The 17,016-nt window shown below is 71.0% G+C and carries 21 protein-coding genes; 11 read left to right on the top strand and 10 right to left on the bottom strand.

Features of this window, described 5'->3' with window-relative positions:
• Positions 1-6: 6 nt before the first annotated feature.
• The 3 genes from ACU6RU_RS01765 to ACU6RU_RS01755 are packed head-to-tail and all read right to left on the bottom strand — an operon-like array spanning position 7 to position 2,821.
• Positions 7-891, bottom strand: coding sequence for a hypothetical protein (locus ACU6RU_RS01765; protein ID WP_289330964.1), 885 nt, complete (start codon positions 889-891; stop codon positions 7-9).
• Positions 888-1,565, bottom strand: a complete 678-nt coding sequence (locus tag ACU6RU_RS01760; protein WP_120263361.1) for a response regulator — start codon at positions 1,563-1,565, stop codon at positions 888-890. The genes ACU6RU_RS01765 and ACU6RU_RS01760 overlap by 4 nt, the downstream gene beginning before the upstream one ends.
• Positions 1,553-2,821: a sensor histidine kinase gene (locus ACU6RU_RS01755; protein ID WP_289330965.1), complete on the bottom strand. Its 1,269-nt coding sequence runs from the start codon at positions 2,819-2,821 to the stop codon at positions 1,553-1,555. The genes ACU6RU_RS01760 and ACU6RU_RS01755 overlap by 13 nt, the downstream gene beginning before the upstream one ends.
• A 120-nt stretch (positions 2,822-2,941) precedes the next feature.
• On the opposite strand from ACU6RU_RS01755, the gene ACU6RU_RS01750 reads away from it, so the two are divergent.
• The 3 genes from ACU6RU_RS01750 (at position 2,942) to ACU6RU_RS01740 (ending at position 6,738) form a co-directional block, all read left to right on the top strand.
• Complete coding sequence (locus tag ACU6RU_RS01750) at positions 2,942-3,745, top strand: Cof-type HAD-IIB family hydrolase (protein WP_120263359.1); 804 nt, start codon at positions 2,942-2,944, stop codon at positions 3,743-3,745.
• Positions 3,746-3,808: 63 nt separating this feature from the next.
• Complete coding sequence (locus ACU6RU_RS01745) at positions 3,809-4,639, top strand: aldo/keto reductase (RefSeq protein WP_120263358.1); 831 nt, start codon at positions 3,809-3,811, stop codon at positions 4,637-4,639.
• Positions 4,640-4,662: 23 nt separating this feature from the next.
• Positions 4,663-6,738: a S9 family peptidase gene (locus tag ACU6RU_RS01740; protein WP_446725741.1), complete on the top strand. Its 2,076-nt coding sequence runs from the start codon at positions 4,663-4,665 to the stop codon at positions 6,736-6,738.
• A 90-nt stretch (positions 6,739-6,828) separates the two neighbouring features.
• On the opposite strand, the gene ACU6RU_RS01735 is transcribed toward ACU6RU_RS01740, so the two are convergent.
• The 4 genes from ACU6RU_RS01735 to ACU6RU_RS01720 all read right to left on the bottom strand — a co-directional run bounded on the left by ACU6RU_RS01735 (position 6,829) and on the right by ACU6RU_RS01720 (position 9,029).
• The gene (locus ACU6RU_RS01735) at positions 6,829-7,554 is read right to left on the bottom strand and encodes a YidC/Oxa1 family membrane protein insertase (protein WP_446725740.1); all 726 of its coding nucleotides are present in this window, start codon (positions 7,552-7,554) and stop codon (positions 6,829-6,831) included.
• 118 nt (positions 7,555-7,672) lie between these two features.
• Positions 7,673-7,954 (bottom strand): DUF6412 domain-containing protein, encoded by a 282-nt coding sequence (locus ACU6RU_RS01730; protein WP_446725739.1) that lies wholly within the window; start codon positions 7,952-7,954, stop codon positions 7,673-7,675.
• Positions 7,954-8,130: a hypothetical protein gene (locus ACU6RU_RS01725; RefSeq protein WP_446725738.1), complete on the bottom strand. Its 177-nt coding sequence runs from the start codon at positions 8,128-8,130 to the stop codon at positions 7,954-7,956. The genes ACU6RU_RS01730 and ACU6RU_RS01725 overlap by 1 nt, the downstream gene beginning before the upstream one ends.
• A 113-nt stretch (positions 8,131-8,243) precedes the next feature.
• Positions 8,244-9,029, bottom strand: coding sequence for a siderophore-interacting protein (locus ACU6RU_RS01720; RefSeq protein ID WP_446725737.1), 786 nt, complete (start codon positions 9,027-9,029; stop codon positions 8,244-8,246).
• A 100-nt stretch (positions 9,030-9,129) separates the two neighbouring features.
• Between ACU6RU_RS01720 and ACU6RU_RS01715 the strand changes: the two genes are divergently transcribed.
• From ACU6RU_RS01715 to ACU6RU_RS01700, 4 genes are read left to right on the top strand one after another with little or no spacing between them, the layout of a single operon-like run.
• Positions 9,130-10,116, top strand: coding sequence for a siderophore ABC transporter substrate-binding protein (locus ACU6RU_RS01715; protein WP_120263353.1), 987 nt, complete (start codon positions 9,130-9,132; stop codon positions 10,114-10,116).
• A gap of 53 nt (positions 10,117-10,169) precedes the next feature.
• Positions 10,170-11,144 carry an ABC transporter permease gene (locus ACU6RU_RS01710; protein ID WP_446725736.1) on the top strand — a complete coding sequence of 325 codons (975 nt, stop codon included), beginning with the start codon at positions 10,170-10,172 and terminating at the stop codon, positions 11,142-11,144.
• Positions 11,137-12,159, top strand: a complete 1,023-nt coding sequence (locus ACU6RU_RS01705) for an iron chelate uptake ABC transporter family permease subunit (RefSeq protein ID WP_446725735.1) — start codon at positions 11,137-11,139, stop codon at positions 12,157-12,159. The genes ACU6RU_RS01710 and ACU6RU_RS01705 overlap by 8 nt, the downstream gene beginning before the upstream one ends.
• A complete protein-coding gene (locus ACU6RU_RS01700) occupies positions 12,156-12,914 on the top strand; it encodes an iron ABC transporter ATP-binding protein (RefSeq protein WP_446725734.1) in 759 nt (252 codons plus the stop codon). The genes ACU6RU_RS01705 and ACU6RU_RS01700 overlap by 4 nt, the downstream gene beginning before the upstream one ends.
• A 92-nt stretch (positions 12,915-13,006) precedes the next feature.
• Here ACU6RU_RS01700 and ACU6RU_RS01695 read toward each other — a convergent pair whose 3' ends face one another.
• The 3 genes from ACU6RU_RS01695 to ACU6RU_RS01685 all read right to left on the bottom strand — a co-directional run bounded on the left by ACU6RU_RS01695 (position 13,007) and on the right by ACU6RU_RS01685 (position 15,010).
• Entirely contained in the window at positions 13,007-13,225 is a 219-nt protein-coding gene (locus tag ACU6RU_RS01695; RefSeq protein WP_023952268.1) for a hypothetical protein, read from the bottom strand.
• A 26-nt stretch (positions 13,226-13,251) separates the two neighbouring features.
• A complete protein-coding gene (locus ACU6RU_RS01690) occupies positions 13,252-14,241 on the bottom strand; it encodes a DNA-3-methyladenine glycosylase family protein (RefSeq protein ID WP_446725733.1) in 990 nt (329 codons plus the stop codon).
• A gap of 76 nt (positions 14,242-14,317) precedes the next feature.
• Complete coding sequence (locus ACU6RU_RS01685) at positions 14,318-15,010, bottom strand: winged helix-turn-helix domain-containing protein (RefSeq protein WP_120263349.1); 693 nt, start codon at positions 15,008-15,010, stop codon at positions 14,318-14,320.
• Positions 15,011-15,410: 400 nt separating this feature from the next.
• Here ACU6RU_RS01685 and ACU6RU_RS01680 point away from each other — a divergent pair, with 400 nt between their 5' ends.
• From ACU6RU_RS01680 to ACU6RU_RS01665, 4 genes are all read left to right on the top strand, one after another.
• A complete protein-coding gene (locus ACU6RU_RS01680; RefSeq protein WP_289330974.1) occupies positions 15,411-15,977 on the top strand; it encodes a toxin in 567 nt (188 codons plus the stop codon).
• The gene (locus tag ACU6RU_RS01675; RefSeq protein ID WP_446725732.1) at positions 15,974-16,267 is read left to right on the top strand and encodes a GNAT family N-acetyltransferase; all 294 of its coding nucleotides are present in this window, start codon (positions 15,974-15,976) and stop codon (positions 16,265-16,267) included. The genes ACU6RU_RS01680 and ACU6RU_RS01675 overlap by 4 nt, the downstream gene beginning before the upstream one ends.
• Before the next feature lie 118 nt (positions 16,268-16,385).
• Entirely contained in the window at positions 16,386-16,619 is a 234-nt protein-coding gene (locus ACU6RU_RS01670) for a hypothetical protein (RefSeq protein ID WP_289330976.1), read from the top strand.
• Complete coding sequence (locus ACU6RU_RS01665) at positions 16,616-16,975, top strand: hypothetical protein (RefSeq protein ID WP_259455232.1); 360 nt, start codon at positions 16,616-16,618, stop codon at positions 16,973-16,975. Before ACU6RU_RS01670 ends, ACU6RU_RS01665 begins: the two co-directional genes overlap by 4 nt.
• Positions 16,976-17,016: the final 41 nt, after the last annotated feature.

Genomic DNA, 17,016 nt, shown 5'->3' with positions numbered 1-17,016 from the left:
GGGCCGTCAGCGCCCCTCGCGCAAGACGACCGAGCCCGCCGAGACCCGGACCTCGAGCCGGTTGCGGGACGAGGGGTCCTCGGTGAGCCCGTTGACGAACGAGCCCGCCTCCTGTGTCGAGCTGACCGCGTAGCCGCCGCGGGGGAGGGCGAGATCGACGCCGCCCGCCTCGGCGGCGATCGTCACCGACGTCGGCGCTGTGCCGGCGAGGGCGCCCGACATGCGACCGGCGCTGACGTCGACCGTCGCTTCACGCACACCGTCGAGCTCGACCGAGACGCGTCCGGCCGACACCCGGGCATCGAGGCTCGTCGCCGTCCCTGCCGCATCGATCGATCCCGCGTCGGCACGCAGCGCGAGGGCGCCGAACTCACCGTCCGCGCGCAGGGCTCCCGCCCCCACGCTCAGCTGGGCGTCGATCCCCGCGAGGTCGGCAGGCAGCACGAGGGTCGCTCGTGACGAGCCGCCCCACAGGCGCCATCCGCTCCACCAGTCGCGGTCGGAGTCGACCGTGAGCCGGTCACCCTCGCGGGCGAGCTCCCACGCCTCGGCGCCTCCCGTGCCCGTGACCGTGAGGGTCGCCTCGTCGACATCGCCGAATGAGACCTCGACGTCTGCCGCGGCGGCATCCATCTCGAGCATGCTCACACCCGCCGTCGGCGCCGAGATCGTCGAGGTCGCGGCGCCGCCGCTGATGATGGTCGACATGACGCTGGTTCCGGCGGTGAACAGGAGGAGGCCGGCGCCCGCGGCGATCGTCAGTCCCGCGATCACGCGGGCTGCCGACGACGGCGTCGACGTCGGGCCGGTCGGGGGCGTGCCTCCCGTCGTCGGAGGCTCGACGGGGGCCCCGGGCGGCGTGGCGGGGGGCGGGGTCAGGGTCGTGCTCATCGCACTGCTCCGTTCTGCGGCTGCGTGCCGCCGTGTTCGAGGTGGACGAGCGCGGCGAGCACGCGGCGGTTGCCGTGCTCGTCCTGCTCGAGGTCGAGCTTCTGGAAGAGCGAGGTGATGTACTTCTCGACGCTCGCCTCGCTGAGGAACATCGCGGCGGCGATCGCCTGGTTGCTGCGCCCCTCGGCGATGAGCGAGAGCACCGTGCGCTCGCGTTCGGTGAGCCGCGACATCCGCTCGTCTCGCGATCGGCGCATGAGCAGCTGAGCGACCACCTCGGGATCGAGCACGGTGGCTCCCGAACCGATGCGTTCGATCGTCGCGAGGAACTCGCCGACGTCGGCCACGCGGTCTTTCAAGAGGTACCCGAGGGCCGCACCCTGCGAGGTGATGAGCTCGCTGGCGTAGCGCTCCTCGACGTACTGGCTCAGGACGAGGATCGGCAGTCGGGGGTTCTCGGCGCGCAGGGCGAGGGCGGCGCGGATGCCCTCATCGGTGAACGTCGGGGGCAGTCGGACGTCGAGGATGCAGAGGTCGGGACCGGTCTCGGCGACGGCGGCCGAGATGCCGTCGGCATCGGGGAGGGCCGCGACGACCTCGTGGCCCGAGTCGGCCAGCAGCCGGACGATCCCCTCGCGCAGCAGCGTCGAGTCCTCGCAGATCAGGATGCGCACGGGACGCTCACCTCCAGAGCGGTCGGTCCGCCGGCCGGGCTGTCGAGGCGTGTCGTGCCGCCCGCGGCGGTGATGCGGTTGATGATCCCGTCGAGCCCGCCGCCGGCGATGACCCGGGCCCCGCCGACGCCGTTGTCCTCGACCCGTGCCCAGAGGGTGTGATCGTCGCGGTGGCGGACCACCACGCGGCATTCCCCGGCCCGCGAATGCTTGGCCGCGTTGGTGAGTGACTCCGCGATCGCGAAGTACACCGCCGCCTCGGCGGTGCGGCTGCACCGCTGGTCGACGCGCACGTCGAGGCTGACGGGCACGTGCGAGCGGGCGGCGAGGGCCGACAGTGCCGCGTCGAGCCCGCGATCGTCGAGCACCGAGGCGTGGATGCCGCGTGCGAGCTGACGCAGTTCGGTGATGGCTGCCTTCGTCGAGGTGTGCGCCTCGGCGAGCAGTTCCTTGGCGGCATCCGGATCGTCGTCGATCTTCTGCTGGGCGAGCCCCAGCGTCATCCCGACCGAGACGAGACGCGGCTGGACGCCGTCGTGCAGGTCGCGCTCGATACGGGTGCGCTCCAGCTCCCCGGCGCGGACCGCGCCCTCGCGCTGCACGCCTGCGGTGCGGGCGGCCTCGACGAGCTGGGCCTCGCGGGAGGGGACGAGGATCGACTTCGCGAGTATCCCGTGCAGCAGCGCGATGCCCAGGAGCACAGCCGCGGGGACGATGATCATCAGCACTCCGGCCACGACGGCGCCCTCGAGCGGGACGGTGATCCAGGTCGCCGCGAGCGTGACGTCGCGGGTCGCGTACAGCGGCGCGAAGAGAAGCGCGATGCCCGAGGCGAGCAGGCCTGCGAGACTCAGCACGATCAGGCCCAGCACCGTCGAGATCGCGGCGTGGGCGACACCGCGCCACATCCGCCCGTCGGTGAACTGCATCCAGACGGTGCGCAGCCATCCGCCGAACCCGGGCCGGCCGCTGCTGCGCGGCGAGAGCGCGGGGAGGCCCCATCCGTACAGGCCGTCGACGCGGGCGTACTCGAGCCAGCCGGTGAGCCAGAGCGCATAGACGAAGCCCACGAGCACCGGGAGCCCGAGGCCCAGTGCCGGGGTGAGGCCGATGCCGACACCCATGAGCGTCAGGATCACCGTGAACGCGGCGCTGCCGGCGAAGCCGAGGGCGGCGAGCTGGGTGAGGGCCCCGAGCGGGCGCACCCACGTCATGATGCGGGATGGAGGGGCGGTGCTGGCGACGGCTGTGGTCATGGCTCCACGCTAGGACCGCGACCCGGTGCGGCGCAGGCGAGCGGCCCGGAGACTCGCCTTCGGGTTATCCCCCGGGAGCGCGCGATCACCGCCGCCGGTCCCGTCGGCGAGGATGGGACGGTGACCGCTCCCGATATCCGCCTGATCGCCGTCGACATGGACGGCACCCTCCTCGACGCGGACGGACGCATCCCGGACGGGCTGTGGCGGCTGCTGCCGCGACTGCGCGACCGGGGCATCGTGTTCGCACCCGCGAGCGGGCGGCAGCTCGCGACGCTCCGCCGACAGTTCGCCGACGCCCCGGTGGAGCTCGACTACATCGCCGAGAACGGTGCGTACGTCGTCCGCGACGGCGCCGAGATCAGCTCGGATGCCGTCGACCCCGAGTTCGCGGCATCCGTCGTCCGGCGCATCCGCGGCCTCGACCATCTCGATGTCGGTCTGGTCGTCTGCGGCAAGCGCTCGGCCTACATCGAACGCGCCGACGACACCTTCTTCGCCGAGGCCGACACGTACTACGCCGAGCTCGCAGTCGTCGACGACCTGACCCGCGTCGACGATGAGATCCTCAAACTCGCCGTCTTCGACTTCGCCCGCGCGGAGGACTCGGTCGCTCGTGAACTGATCGATCTGCGCGCAACCCACCAGGTGGTGGTCTCGGGGCAGCACTGGGTCGACATCATGAACCCCGGAGTCAACAAGGGGCGGGCGCTGGCGAGGTTGCAGGAGACGCTGGGAATCGGTCCCGAGCACACGATGGCGTTCGGCGACTACCTCAACGACCTCGAACTGCTGCAGCAGGCGCGGTACTCCTACGCGATGGCCGAGGCGCATCCCGAGATCGCGGCGGTCGCGCGCTACAGCGCCCCCTCGCACACCGAGGCGGGAGTGCTCACGGTGATCGAGGAGTTCCTCGCTCGCTGAGCGACGGGAACGCCCTGCGCAACCCCGCGCCGCCGGCAGCGCCGAAGGCGTAGCGTGTGCGGCATGCTCACGATTCCCACGGTCTCGCTCAACGACGGCTCCGACTTCCCCGAGCTCGGGCTCGGCACCTACAACCTGCGCGGACCCGAGGGCGTCGATGCCATCGCCGCCGCGATCGACTCCGGCTACCGGCTGCTCGACACGGCGGTGAACTACCAGAACGAGTCGGAGGTCGGCGAGGCCGTGCGCCGCAGCGGCATCCGTGACCAGCTCATCATCACCACCAAGGTGCCCGGACGCGATCACGGCTTCGATGAGACGATCCGCAGCGCCGAGGGGTCGCTCGGCCGGCTCGGGGTGGAGAAGATCGACCTCTATCTCATCCACTGGCCGAACCCCAGTCAGGGCAAGTGGCTCGAGACCTACCGGGCGATGCTCGCCCTCCGCGACGAGGGGCAGGTCGGCTCGGTCGGCGTGTCGAACTTCACCGAGCCGATGCTCGCCCGTCTGATCGACGAGACCGGAGTCGCGCCCGCGGTGAACCAGGTCGAGATGCACCCGTACTTCCCGCAGGCCGGCCTGCGCGCGTTCCACGCCGCGAACGGCATCCGCACCGAGAGCTGGAGCCCTCTGGCCCGGCGCAGCGAGCTGCTGAACGAGCAGGTCATCGCCGACATCGCGGCCGCCCACGGGGTGACGGGCACGCAGGTCGTGCTGCGCTGGCACACGCAGCTGTCGTCGACCCCCATCCCGAAGTCGGCCGACCCGGCGCGCCAGCGCGAGAACGCCGACGTGTTCGGCCTCCTGCTGTCGAACGACGAGATCGCCGCGATCAGCGCGCTCGAACGCGGCCGGCTCTGGGACGGAGACCCCGACACGCACGAGGAGATGTAGGCGGCGCCGGATAGCGTGGAGGCATGCCGACGACACCGTTCGACTCTCTCGACGACTACTACGCCCTTCCCCGCATCGACGCGGCGGCGACCTCGCCCGACGGCTCGCACGTCGTGCTCACGGTCGCGACCCTCACGAAGGACCGCACCGGGTACGAGCGCTCGCTCTGGTCCGTGCCCGCCGACGGCACCGGCGCCCCGCGGCGCCTGACCCGCTCGACCACCGGCGAATCCGGGGCCGTGTTCACCTCGTCCGGCGATCTGCTGTTCGTCTCGGCGCGCCCCGACAACGACGCGGCCGACGAGGCACCTGCGCAGCTGTGGCTGCTTCCGGCCGCCGGCGGTGAGGCGCGTCCCGTGACCCGGCTGGCCGGGGGCGTCTCCGGCGTCGTGACCGCGGCCGAATCGGACCGCATCGTGATCGCGTCGTCGTTGCTTCCCGACGCTGCCACGATCGAGGCCGACGCGAAGCTGCGGGCGGAGCGGAAGAAGCTCAAGGTCTCGGCGATCATCCACGACACCTACCCCGTGCGGTACTGGGACCACGACCTCGGCCCGCACGAGCCCGTGCTGCTCGCCCTCGACCTCGACGAGCTGGCCGACGCGCCCGCCGTCATCGCGACCGCCGACCAGGCTGTCGACGAGGTGGTCGGAGCCGCCGCGGGAGCATCCGACGCCGCCGACGAGCCGTACCCGGCGGGCCTGCCGCGACCGCGAATCCTGCTCCGCGGTCGCGCGGCGTCGACGGCGGGCATGGCTCTCACCCCCGACGGCGCGACGCTCGTCGCCTCGGTGCCCGAGCCGCAGGGTCGCGACGCCCGCCATCGTCTCGTTGCGATCGACACCGCGACGGGCGAGCTGCGCATCCTCCGCGACGAGGTCGACGTCGATGTCGAAGCACCCGCGATCAGCCGTGACGGCACGCGCATCGCCTACGTCCGCACCGCGAAGTCCACCCCCGCCGGGCCCGCCGACCAGGAGCTGTGGGCGGCTGCCCTCGACGGCACCGACGCGCAGCGCCTGGCACCCGGCTGGGACCGCTGGCCGAGCAGCCTCCGCTTCGCCGACGACGATGCCGCACTCGTCGTCACCGCCGATCACGACGGTCGCGGCCCCGTGTTCACGGTGCCGCTCGACGGCGGTGCTGTCGCGCAGACGACGCACGACGACTTCGCCTACACGCACGTCGAGCCGGTCGCGGGAACCGCCGATGTCATCGCTCTCCGCTCGAACTGGATGACCCCGCCGCATCCGGTCCGGGTCGCAGCCGACGGCACCGTGACGCCGCTGGTGAGCCCCGCGCCCTCGCCGGCGACGACCGCATCCATGGTCGAGGTCGAGACGACGGCCGACGACGGAGCCCGCGTGCGCGGCTGGCTCGTGCTGCCCGAGGGTGCGGATGCCGCGGCGCCCGCGCCCCTGCTCCTGTGGATCCACGGCGGCCCGCTCAACAGCTGGAACGCGTGGAGCTGGCGATGGAGTCCGCTGCTGGCTGCGGCCCGCGGATACGCCGTCCTGCTGCCCGATCCCGCCCTGTCGACCGGTTACGGGCTCGACTTCATCGCCCGCGGGTGGGATGCGTGGGGTGCGGCACCGTTCACCGACCTCATGTCGATCACGGATGCCGTCGTGGCCCGCGACGACATCGACCAGACCCGGACCGCCGCCATGGGCGGCTCGTTCGGCGGCTACATGGCCAACTGGGTCGCCGGGCACACCGACCGCTTCGACGCGATCGTCACCCACGCGAGCCTGTGGGCATTCGACCAGTTCGCCGGCACGACCGACTTCGCGCCGTACTGGCAGAGCATCTTCAGCCCCGAGGGAGCCATCGCCAACTCGCCGCACCGCTTCGTCGCCGACATCCGGACGCCGATGCTCGTGATCCACGGCGACCGCGACTATCGCGTGCCGATCGGTGAGGGGCTGCGGCTGTGGGCCGACCTCAACGAGCATCACGCCGCCGAGGACGGCACGAGCCCGCACCGCTTCTTGTACTACCCCGACGAGAACCACTGGATCCTCTCGCCGCAGAACGCGCGCGTCTGGTACGAGACGGTCTTCACGTTCCTCGAGGAGAATCTGCCCGCGCGCGCCTGAGCCGCGCGTCGGTCGCCCCGCGGGGCGACCGCTTGACGGGAATGGCCCCTTCCTCGCTCGGGAAGGGGCCATTCCTGTCAGGTCACGCGTTCACGCCGCTGTCGGCGGGAGAATGCGGCGGAGGATGAGTCGTTGCGCCAGCGTCCAGGCCACCGTCACCGCCAGGTAGAGCCCCGCCGCGAGCGGCACGAACACCGCGACCACCGCCGTCGCGAACTGTGCCGCGCCGAGCAGCCCCGACACCGCCGCCGGGGCGTCGGTGACACGGAACGACCGGCGGGTCAGCTCGCCGACGAGCGCGATCGCGGCGATCACGAAGCCGAACACGAGGGCGGCTGCGAGCGGCACTGGCCCCGCCGCGACGGTGCCCGCGAGGCTCGACCCGAGCGGGACACCGGCGAGTGTTTCGGTGAGCAGCCCATTGGCATGGCCCGCGATCGTGGGATGGATGAAGACCCCGTAGAGCAGTCCCACGACGGGGGCCTGGACGAGCAGAGGCAGGCAGCCCGCCGTCGGCGAGACGTTCTCGTCGCGATAGAGCTTGAGGGTCTCGCGCTGCAGCCTCTCGCGGTCGGTGCGGCAGCGCTGCTGCAGCTCGCGCAGCTGGGGCGCCAACCGCGCGCGGGCGCGATCCGCGCGTGCCTGTGCGACCCCGGCGGGAATCAACGCCGTTCGCACCACGACGGTGATGAGGATGACGGATGCCGCGGCGGCGAGGCCGCCGAGCGCGGGTGCGAGTGCCGCGGTCAGAGCGGCGAGGATCGAGGCCACCGCGTCGAGCGCGGTGGCGGTGGGTGGGAAGGAGGACAGGTCCATGATGAGTCCGATCGTCGAGGCTGAGCACGAGGGATCAGCCGCGAAGGGACGCCGGACGGCGCTGGCGCGGAGCGCGGGCGCGGGCGCGCGCGTTGGTGTGAAGCCGTTCCGGGCGTGGCTACGCGGCCGGGGCCACGCAGCCCGGCGCGCGGGGACGTCGTCGACCGGGAGCATCCGGGTCGCTCTGCGCCAGCAGCGTCGACGGTGAGATCGACCGCCGCGGGTGGGGTCGCCGTGAACCCGCGGCCCCGGTCGTCGTCGTCGCGGCCGAGATCGAGACGACGGCGATCGCCATCGTGACAAGGGCGACGGCGGCCGCCGTCGCGAGCCCGCTGGAGTCGCCGACGGACATCGCACCTATGACCGACAGCAGCATCGGGATCACGGAGAGGAAAGGCATCACACCACCTCGGTCCGCGCCCAGCCGGCGGCGCGCTCGAGCAGAGCGGCATCCCCGTCGAAACGTGCGCCCTCTGAGCGCGACCGTCGCAGCGCGAGCAGGAGAAGCGCGACGAAACGGCGCATCGCCTGGGCCAGCGAAGCGTTCGGCAGCGGTGCTGTCGAGACGGCTTCCATCCCGCGATGCTAGCCGAGCGTCGCCGCGCGGCGCAGGCCGTCACCTGTCAGTTCCGGCCCCATCTCGCGCGGCGAAGGGGCGGGAACTGTCAGGCGAAGCGGGTCCGCGCGGGTCAGTGGGGAGCGTGGTACTCGGGCTCGCCCCGCTTCCAGTAGCCCTTGACGGTGATCTGCTCGGGGTCGAGGCGCCAGCGCTCGATGAGCAGCGCTCGAGCCGAGCGCACGATCGACTGTTCGGCCGCGACGAATCCGAAGATGGCGCCGCCCGGTCGCGGCTCGTCGCCGAGGGCGTCGAGCCGGGCGGCGAGGGCAACGCCGGCGGATGCCGATCCGCGGTGCACCTGCTCGACGACGACCCCCGGCGGCGTGGCGATGGGCAACTCGTGCTCGGCGTCGGGCACCTCGATGAGCACGCGCCCGACGGCGGCGGCATCCATGTGATGGGCGAACCGCCGGATGGCGGGGACGGCTGTCTCGTCTCCCGCGAGGAACCAGCCGTCGGGGCGGCCCGTGAGCACCGCCGACCCGCGCGGGCCGCCGATCCCGATCGTCGACCCGATCTCCGCCGTCGCCGCCCACTCCGCTGCGACGCCGTCGCCGTGCAGGGCGAACTCGAGATCGAGCCAGCCCTCGTCGGCGTCCCAGGAGAGCGGGGTGTATTCGCGGCTCGGCGCCGCCCGCATCTCGTCGATGCTCTCGGGGGCCACCTCGGGGAAGAAGACGCGCACGTGGTCGTCGCAGCCCGGGGAATCGAAGTCCCGCAGATCCGCGCCTTCGAGTCTCACGCGCACGTAGGCCGGTGTCAGCCATTGTCGGGCGGCCAGACGTACGAAGCGAAAGCGCAGGTCGAGCGCTCGGCGGGCGATCCGGAATGAGGGGGTTGCGGTCGAGGCGGACATAAAGGTTAGGCTAACCTAAGTGGCTGCCGGGGTCTCGATTTCGGCACCCGGTCGCCCGTCGACCAGCATCCGATTCGCACCGCACCAGGAGATACGTCACGTGAGCCATGCATTCCGCCGTCCCGCACTCGTCTCGATCGCGCTCGTCGCAGCACTCGGCCTCGCCGGTTGCGCCTCGTCGGCGAGCCCGGCCGCCGAGTCCGGTGGCGACGCGAGCTCGCCGACGACCGTCTCCGTGACAGACAACCACGGCGAGATCGAAGTGCCCGTGGCGCCCGAACGCGTCGTCGCGCTCGACAACACGACCTTCCAGACGCTGAGCGACTGGGACATCGACCTCGTGGCGGCACCGAAGCCGCTGATGTACGACCTATGGCCCAACCTGTCCGGCGGCGACGAGGTGCTCGACGTCGGGCTGCACCGCGAGCCCGACCTCGAGGCGATCATCTCGGCGCAGCCCGACCTCATCGTCGGGGGATACCGCTTTCGCGACATCTACGACGACCTGAGGGCGATCCAGCCCGCGACGATCGAGACCAGCGCTCGCGAGGGTGAGGAGCAGGTCGCCGAACTGAAGCGCCAGGTCGAGATCCTCGGGCAGGTCTTCGACCGGCAGGATGACGCGAAGAAGCTCGCCGACGACCTCGATGGCGCCGTCGCCGACGCGAAGGCGGCCTACAACGGCACTGACACGGTGGTGGGCCTGCTCACGTCGGGCGGCAAGATCTCGTTCGCGGCCCCGGGGGAGGGGCGCGGCGTCGGTGCCGTCTTCCCCACGCTCGGGCTCGTCCCCGGCATCGATCGCGGAGCCGAGAACGCCTCGCACGGCGACGACATCAGCGTCGAGGCGATCGCGGCGGCGAACCCCGAGTGGCTGATCGTGCTGGATCGCGACGCCATGTTCGGTGAGGACGGCTACGTCTCGGCCAAGGAGCTTATCGAGGGCTCCGAGGCCCTGCAGAACGTTCCCGCCGTGCAGAAGGGGCAGATCGTCTACCTCGCACCGAGCTTCTACCTCGACGAGGGCATCCAGGCCTACACCAAGCTCTACGCCGACATCGCGACGGCGTTCGCCGCGGCGGCCTGATCGTTCTGCGCGGTGCCCCGGCCGGGACAGCTGGCCGGGGCCCGTGATCCGTCATGATTTCTCTCACCGTTCCCGCCCGCCTCCGCGGGCGTCTCGTCCTGCCGGCCGCGATCATCGTCGTGGCCGGTCTCGTCGTGCTCTCACTCTTCGTCGGCGTCTACGACCTCGCCTCCGGCGGCGTCGGAGGCGAGATGCTGTGGATCACCCGCATTCCGCGCACGCTCGCGCTGGTCCTCGCGGGCTGCGCGATGGCCGTCTCGGGCCTCGTCATGCAATTGCTGACGCAGAACCGCTTCGTCGAGCCGACCACCACCGGCACGACCGAGTGGGCAGCGCTCGGCCTCCTCGCCACGGTGCTCCTGGTGCCCGACGCGCCGCTGGTCGTGCGTATGGTCGTCGCGAGCATCGCGGCGTTCCTGGGCACGATGGTCTTCCTCGCGATCCTGCGGCGCATCCAGCTGCGCTCGTCGCTGATCGTCCCCCTCATCGGCATCATGCTCGGCGCCGTCGTTTCGTCCTTCACGACCTACCTCGCGGTCAGCGCGAACGCGCTGCAGATGCTGGGCACGTGGTTCATGGGCAGCTTCACCGCCGTCGTCCGCGGCCGCTACGAGGTGTTGTGGATCGTCGGCATCGTCGTCGTGCTCGTCGCGCTCTTCGCCGACCGGCTGACGGCGGCGAGCCTCGGCAAGGATGTCGCGACGACGCTCGGCGTCGACTACGACCGGGTGCTCCTCCTCGGCACGGCTCTCGTCGCCGTCGCGACCGGGGTCACGACCGTCGTCGTGGGGTTCCTGCCCTTCCTCGGGCTGATCGTGCCGAATCTCGTGTCGATGTGGCGCGGAGACAACCTCCGCGCGAACCTCCCGTGGGTGTGCCTCGGGGGAGTGGCTGTCATCGTCGTCTGCGACATCGTCGGCCGCGTCATCCGGACGCCGTTCGAGGTGCCCGTCTCGATGATCCTCGGCGTCCTGGGTGCTGCGGTGTTCGTCGCGCTGCTGCTCCGGCAGCGAGGGCACGATGGCTGAGGCGCTGCGCGGTGCCGTCGATGCGCCGTCCCCGACCACCGTGGAGCGGGTGCCGCGGGTCTGGCTGCGATTCGTCGTTCTCGCGGTCGTGGTCGTCGCGGCCGCCGTGCTGCTGCTGACCTGGAACATTCCGCTCGATCCGGGACGGCGCGGCTATTGGCTCGCCGTGGATCTCCGGGTCACGACGGTGGCGACGGTCGCGATCGTCGCGTGCTGTCAGGCGGTCGCGACTGTGCTGTTCCACACCGCGACGGGCAACCGCATCCTCACACCCTCGATCATGGGGTTCGACGCGCTCTATGTCGTGATGCAGACCGGCCTGGTGTTCTTCTTCGGTGGAGCCGCGCTCGCGGCCACCGACGGGCTCGCCAAGGTGGCTCTCCAGAGCCTGCTGATGGTGGCCTTCGCGACCCTCCTCTATGGATGGCTCTTCGCCGGCAAGCGGGGGAACCTGCACATCATGCTGCTGATCGGAATCGTGCTCGGGGTCGGGTTCGGCTCGCTCTCGTCGGTGATGCAGCGGCTGCTCACGCCGAGCGATTTCGACCTGCTCTCGGCGCGGCTGTTCGGCAACCTGAGCAACTCGAACCCCGAGTATCTTCCGTGGGCTGCGGTGATCGTCGCGATCGTCCTCGTCGTCGTATGGCGTCGCCGCCGACGTCTCGACGTGCTGACCCTCGGCCGCGACGTCGCCACGAACCTCGGCCTCGCGTACAAGCGCGAGGTGACGGTCCTGCTGATCCTGGTGGCCGTGCTCATCTCGGTCTCCACGACGCTCGTCGGCCCGATGACCTTCTTCGGGTTCATCGTCGCGACCCTCGCCTACCAGCTCGCCGGATCGTCCCGCCACGCCGTGATCCTGCCCTTCGCGGCGCTGTTGGGGGCGGCGATGCTGCTCGGCGGCTACTTCGTGCTGCGGCACGTGTTCTACGCCGCGGGCCTGCTCACGGTCATCATCGAGTTCGTCGGCGGCCTGTTCTTCATCGTCTACCTTCTGCGAAAGGGCGCGCTGTGATCACGCTCACCGACGTCTCGAAGTCCTACGGGGGTCTGCGCGTGCTGGGTCCCATCGACCTCCAGATCCCGGCCGGCGGGGTGACCGCCCTCGTCGGGCCCAACGGCGCCGGCAAGTCCACGCTGCTCACGATCGTCGGGCGCCTGACCGAGCCGAGCACGGGCACGGTCACCGTCGGAGGTCTCGATGTCGCGCGCACCCCGAGCCGCGAGCTGGCGCGCGTCGTGTCGATCCTGCGACAGGAGAACCATTTCGTCACGCGGCTCACGGTGCGCGACCTCGTCGGCTTCGGGCGCTTCCCCCACTCCGGAGGACGCCTCACCCCCGACGATCGGCGCCACGTCGATGAGGCGCTGCGATTCCTCGATCTGGAGGATCTCTCCCACCGCTACCTCGATCAGCTCTCCGGCGGGCAGCGTCAGCGCGCCTACGTAGCGATGGTGCTGGCGCAGGACACCGAGTACCTCCTGCTCGACGAGCCGCTCAACAACCTCGACATGCGCCACGCGGTGGGGATGATGCGGCAGCTGCGGCGCGCAGCGGACGAGCTGGGCAAGACCGTGGTCGTCGTCATCCACGACATCAACTTCGCTGCCGCTTATGCCGACCGCATCGTCGCGCTCACCGGGGGAACGGTGGCGTGCGCGGGGACGCCGCACGAGATCATGCGCCCCGCTGTGCTCGAGAGCGTGTTCCACACGCCGATCGCCGTTCGCGACGACGGCGACTATCCGCTCGCCGTGTACTTCCGCTGAGCCGCGCGGAGCAGGCCGTCACCTGTCAGTTCCGGCCCCATCTCGCGCGGCGAAGGGGCGGGAACTGTCAGGCGAAGCGGTTCCCGCGGGCGTCAGAGCTGCGCGCCGTCGTCATCGCGGTCGTAGACGCCCTCGTTGCGTCCGCGACGCGACTCGTACGCGATGAGCCAGCCCACCGAGATCGCCGCAGCGAGCACGAGCCCCAGCCACACGTTGTTCATCACGAGGCCGAACACGATGCCCAGCACGAAGACGAGGGCGGCGCCGAGCGCCCAATAGGTGTGTCCGCGCTGCCATCCCCGATTCGCCATGACCCGAGCCTACGATGCCGGGGGCGTCAGCGGTCGCGATGGTCTTCGGGATGCAGCCGCGGCCCGCGACGGGGTTCGAACACGCCGCCGGCGTAGATGAGCCGGATGACGCGCTGTCGATGGCCCCGCCACGGCTCGAGCAGTTCGAGCATCCCGTCGTCGTCGACCCGGTGCCCCGTCAGGGCGTAGCCCACGGTGTGGCACAGGTGATAGTCGCCCACGCTCACGGCGTCGGGGTCACCGAAGGCGCGGATGCGGGTCTCGGCCGACGTCCACGGCCCGATGCCCGGCAGCGACGTCAGGATGCGTTCGCGCTCGTCGCCGTCGGATGCCTCGCCGACCGCGCGCTCGATCGACGACCGTCGCTGTGCCGCGCGCACGACGGTCCGAGACTGCGGCGGTTCGAGACCGGCGCGATGCCACGCCCAGCTCGGGATGAGGTGCCAGTCGGCGGGAGGGGCGAACATCGGACGCGGCGTCGGTCCCGGCGCGCGCTCGCCGTACCAGGTCACGATCGCGCGCCACGCACCGAACGCCTGCAGGCCGGTCACCTTCTGCTCGAAGATCGCGCTCGCGAGGTCGTCGAAGACGAGATCGGTCGCGCCCAGGCGGATGTCGGGATACCGGTGATGGATGTCGGCGATGAGCGGATGCCGCGCCATGTCGAAACCGTCGGGATCGTCATGGCCGCCGCACAGCCGCGGCAGCTGCTCGATCGCCCATTCCGCGCCGGGACCCCACGCCGCCGCCCTCACGAGCGAGCGGCCCACCCGCAGGGCGAGCGTCGCGATGCCGTGCGGCGTGCGGCTGACGCGCCAGATCACCTCGCCCGACGTGGTCATGGTGGGATCGTGTGCGCCGTGCTGCTGGTGGCGCACCGCACGGGCGACGTCGGTCGGCGCGGCCGGGCGGTACTCCGTCTCGATCGGGCGGGCGTGCGACGGTTCGGTCTCGCGACCCCGTTCGCGGATCGCCGGGCGACGGCCTGGCATCCGTCCCGTCGTCACCGCGCTCATGGGCACACCCTACGTCGGAACCTCCGACATCCCGCCGTGAGAGACGCCGGATGATGCCGCGGCGCGGTGGCCCGGGTCAGAAGCGGTCGGGCGACGGCGTGCCGTGTCCGTAGCGGATGACCACGTCGGCGTGACGGTCGAACCGGTAGCCGACGCCGCGCACCGTGCGCACGATGTCCTCGTAGCGTCCGAGCTTCGCGCGCAGGCGGCGCACGTGGACGTCGATCGTGCGCTCACCCGGCGCCTCGTCGTCGGAGCCGTTGTTCCACAGCGACTCGACGAGCTCGGAGCGCTCGATCGTGCGACCCTCGCGGAGCACGAGGTACTGCAGCAGCTCGAACTCCTTGAAGGTGAAGGCCGCGGACTCGCCGTCGATGAAGACGCGCTTGCGCGAGATGTCGACGGTCACGCCGCCGGGAACGTGGTCCTCGGACGGGACGTCCTGCTTCGTGCGAGCCACGGCGCTGGGTTCGTGGAGCGCGAGGCGCACGACGTCGACGTCACGGCCACCCGTGCCGATCGGTGCGAGCGCGACGGTCGCGTAGGTCTCGGCGTGGGGTGCGAGGTCGCCCAGCGTGCGGCGCAGAGCTTCGACGAGGGTCGAGAGCGAGACGCCGTCGGCGGCGGCCTTGGCCTCGTCGATGCCGACGTAGAGCGCGAAGCCGCGCGGCGCGGTCGAGGTCGCGGCGGCGGGGGCCGGCGGAGGGGTCTCGACGGCGCGGAGGTGGCGAGCGGGGGCGGCGGGGGCGAGAAGAGCGGTGTTCGACATGGGAGGTTCGTCCTCGGAACGTGAACCCGGGCTGGCAGCCTGCGGCGGGTTCGGGTGTGCGTTGCGTGAGGCCCAGCGGGGGCCGGTGAGCGAGCATCCGGATGTCGGCGTTGTGGGCCGTCCATCGGAACTCGGGGATCCGCGGCCGCGTTCAGAAGCGGCGGAGGATCAGGCGGGGTTCACCTGTCAGCGGCACATTCGGCAACACATGACAGCACGCTGCGGCATCATCATGATGCCGGCAGTTCCGTTCGCCTCCCGGGCGGACAGAGTGCGTGCGATGTCAGTCATGGGGTTGATTATGACGATCCGTGTCCCGATGTGTCAAACACACCAGCTCGCGGCGTCGTCCGATGACGGAATGTGACAGATTGCTCAATCGTCGCTACGGTGCACGATCGTGGCTACGCGTATCCGCATCGTCGGCACCTCCGGCTCGGGAAAGAGCGTGCTCGCGGACCGCGTCTCAACGCGCACGGGGCTCCCGCGGCTCGAGCTCGACGCGGTCTTCTGGGATGCCGGCTGGCGCAGGCGCGACCTCGACGAGGCGCACGCCCGGGTCCGCGGATTCATGCGGCAGCACCCCGAGGGCTGGGTCATGGACGGCAACTGGGACTCGAAGCTGGGCGATCTGCTCGACCCGGGCTCGCCGGAAGGTCCCGACACGGTCGTATGGCTCGATCTCCCGCGTCGGCGCGTGATGCGTCAGGTGATCGGGCGCACGCTGCGGCGTGTGGTGCGGCGCGAGGAGCTCTGGCACGGGAACCGCGAGCGTGCGAGCAATCTGCTCCGATGGCATCCCGAACGCAACATCATCCGGTTCGCGTGGACCAATCATCCCGTCACGCGTGAGCGGATGCTCGGGCGCATCGCCGCGGGGGAGCGGATCGTGCGGCTGCGCAGTCGTTCGGAGATCGACGTCTGGCTGGCCTCGCTGCCGCCGGCCGGGCGTAGCGTGGCCTCATGAGCGATCTGACCTTCACCCACGAGAAGGATGCCTCCCGCTACACGTTGCACCGCGGAGGCGACCTCGTCAGCGTGCTCGACTACCGCGACGACGGGCGCACCGTCGCGCTGACCCGTGCCTACACGATTCCGACCTTCCGCGGTCACGGTTACGCGGCCGAGGTCGTCGAGCGCGCCGTGTCCGACATCGAAGGGGTCGGCGACCGGACGATCAGCCCGGTCTGCTGGTACGTCGCCGACTGGTTCGAGGCCCACCCCGATCGTGCGGGAATCCTGCAGCCGCGACGCTGACCGGCCGCGCCGCGGTGGAGTCTTCGCCGGGCTACGTCCCTCGCCGCGCGCCTGTCAAGACGGTGCTGACGATCGGATGCCGGCGTCAGACTGGGGCCATCGATCGAAGGAGACAGTCATGAACCGCGATCTACCCGAGGGTGTCGTCGATCCCGATGGCGCTGGGGCCACCTCGCTCGCCGCGAGCGAGGCCGAAGACGACGCCGTCCGCGACGCTGACACGCCCGCCGATGCCGCCGCGATGCCCGACGGTGACAGCCCCGACGGCTTCGTCGAGAGCGCCGAGATCCAGCAGGGGCTCGACCCGGACCTCGTCACCGACGAGCAGGCGGACGAGGAGGAGCAGCGATGAGCGGACAGGCCGACGAGATCGACTCGAGCGTCTCGGACTCCGCGACGCAGGACGCCCCCGAGACGGGGCGTGGTGGCACACGCGCCACCTCGGCGGGGACCGACGGAGACGTCACGCCTCCGAAGGAGGACACCCCCGTCTCCCCTCCGGGCGTGCAGGACGGCCCGGCGCTGTCGATGCACGACACGACCGAGCGGGAGCGCATCGACGGGCTCATCGCGCAGCTGCGCGCGGATCTCCCGGGTGAGAACCGGGCGACGGTCGAGAAGTACGTGCGCCAGCGCGTCTCAGAGGTCGGCCTCGGTGTCGGCGAGGACGAGATCGCGCGGATCGTCGACGACCTCGCCGTCGACTGACCCGACGACGTCGCGAATGCCCCGGGCCGGCCTCGGGGCAT

The organism is Microbacterium sp. F1-18 (assembly GCF_052921305.1).
The sequence above is the reverse complement of the archived record's forward strand: the minus strand, read 5'-3'. Positions and strand labels throughout refer to the sequence as shown.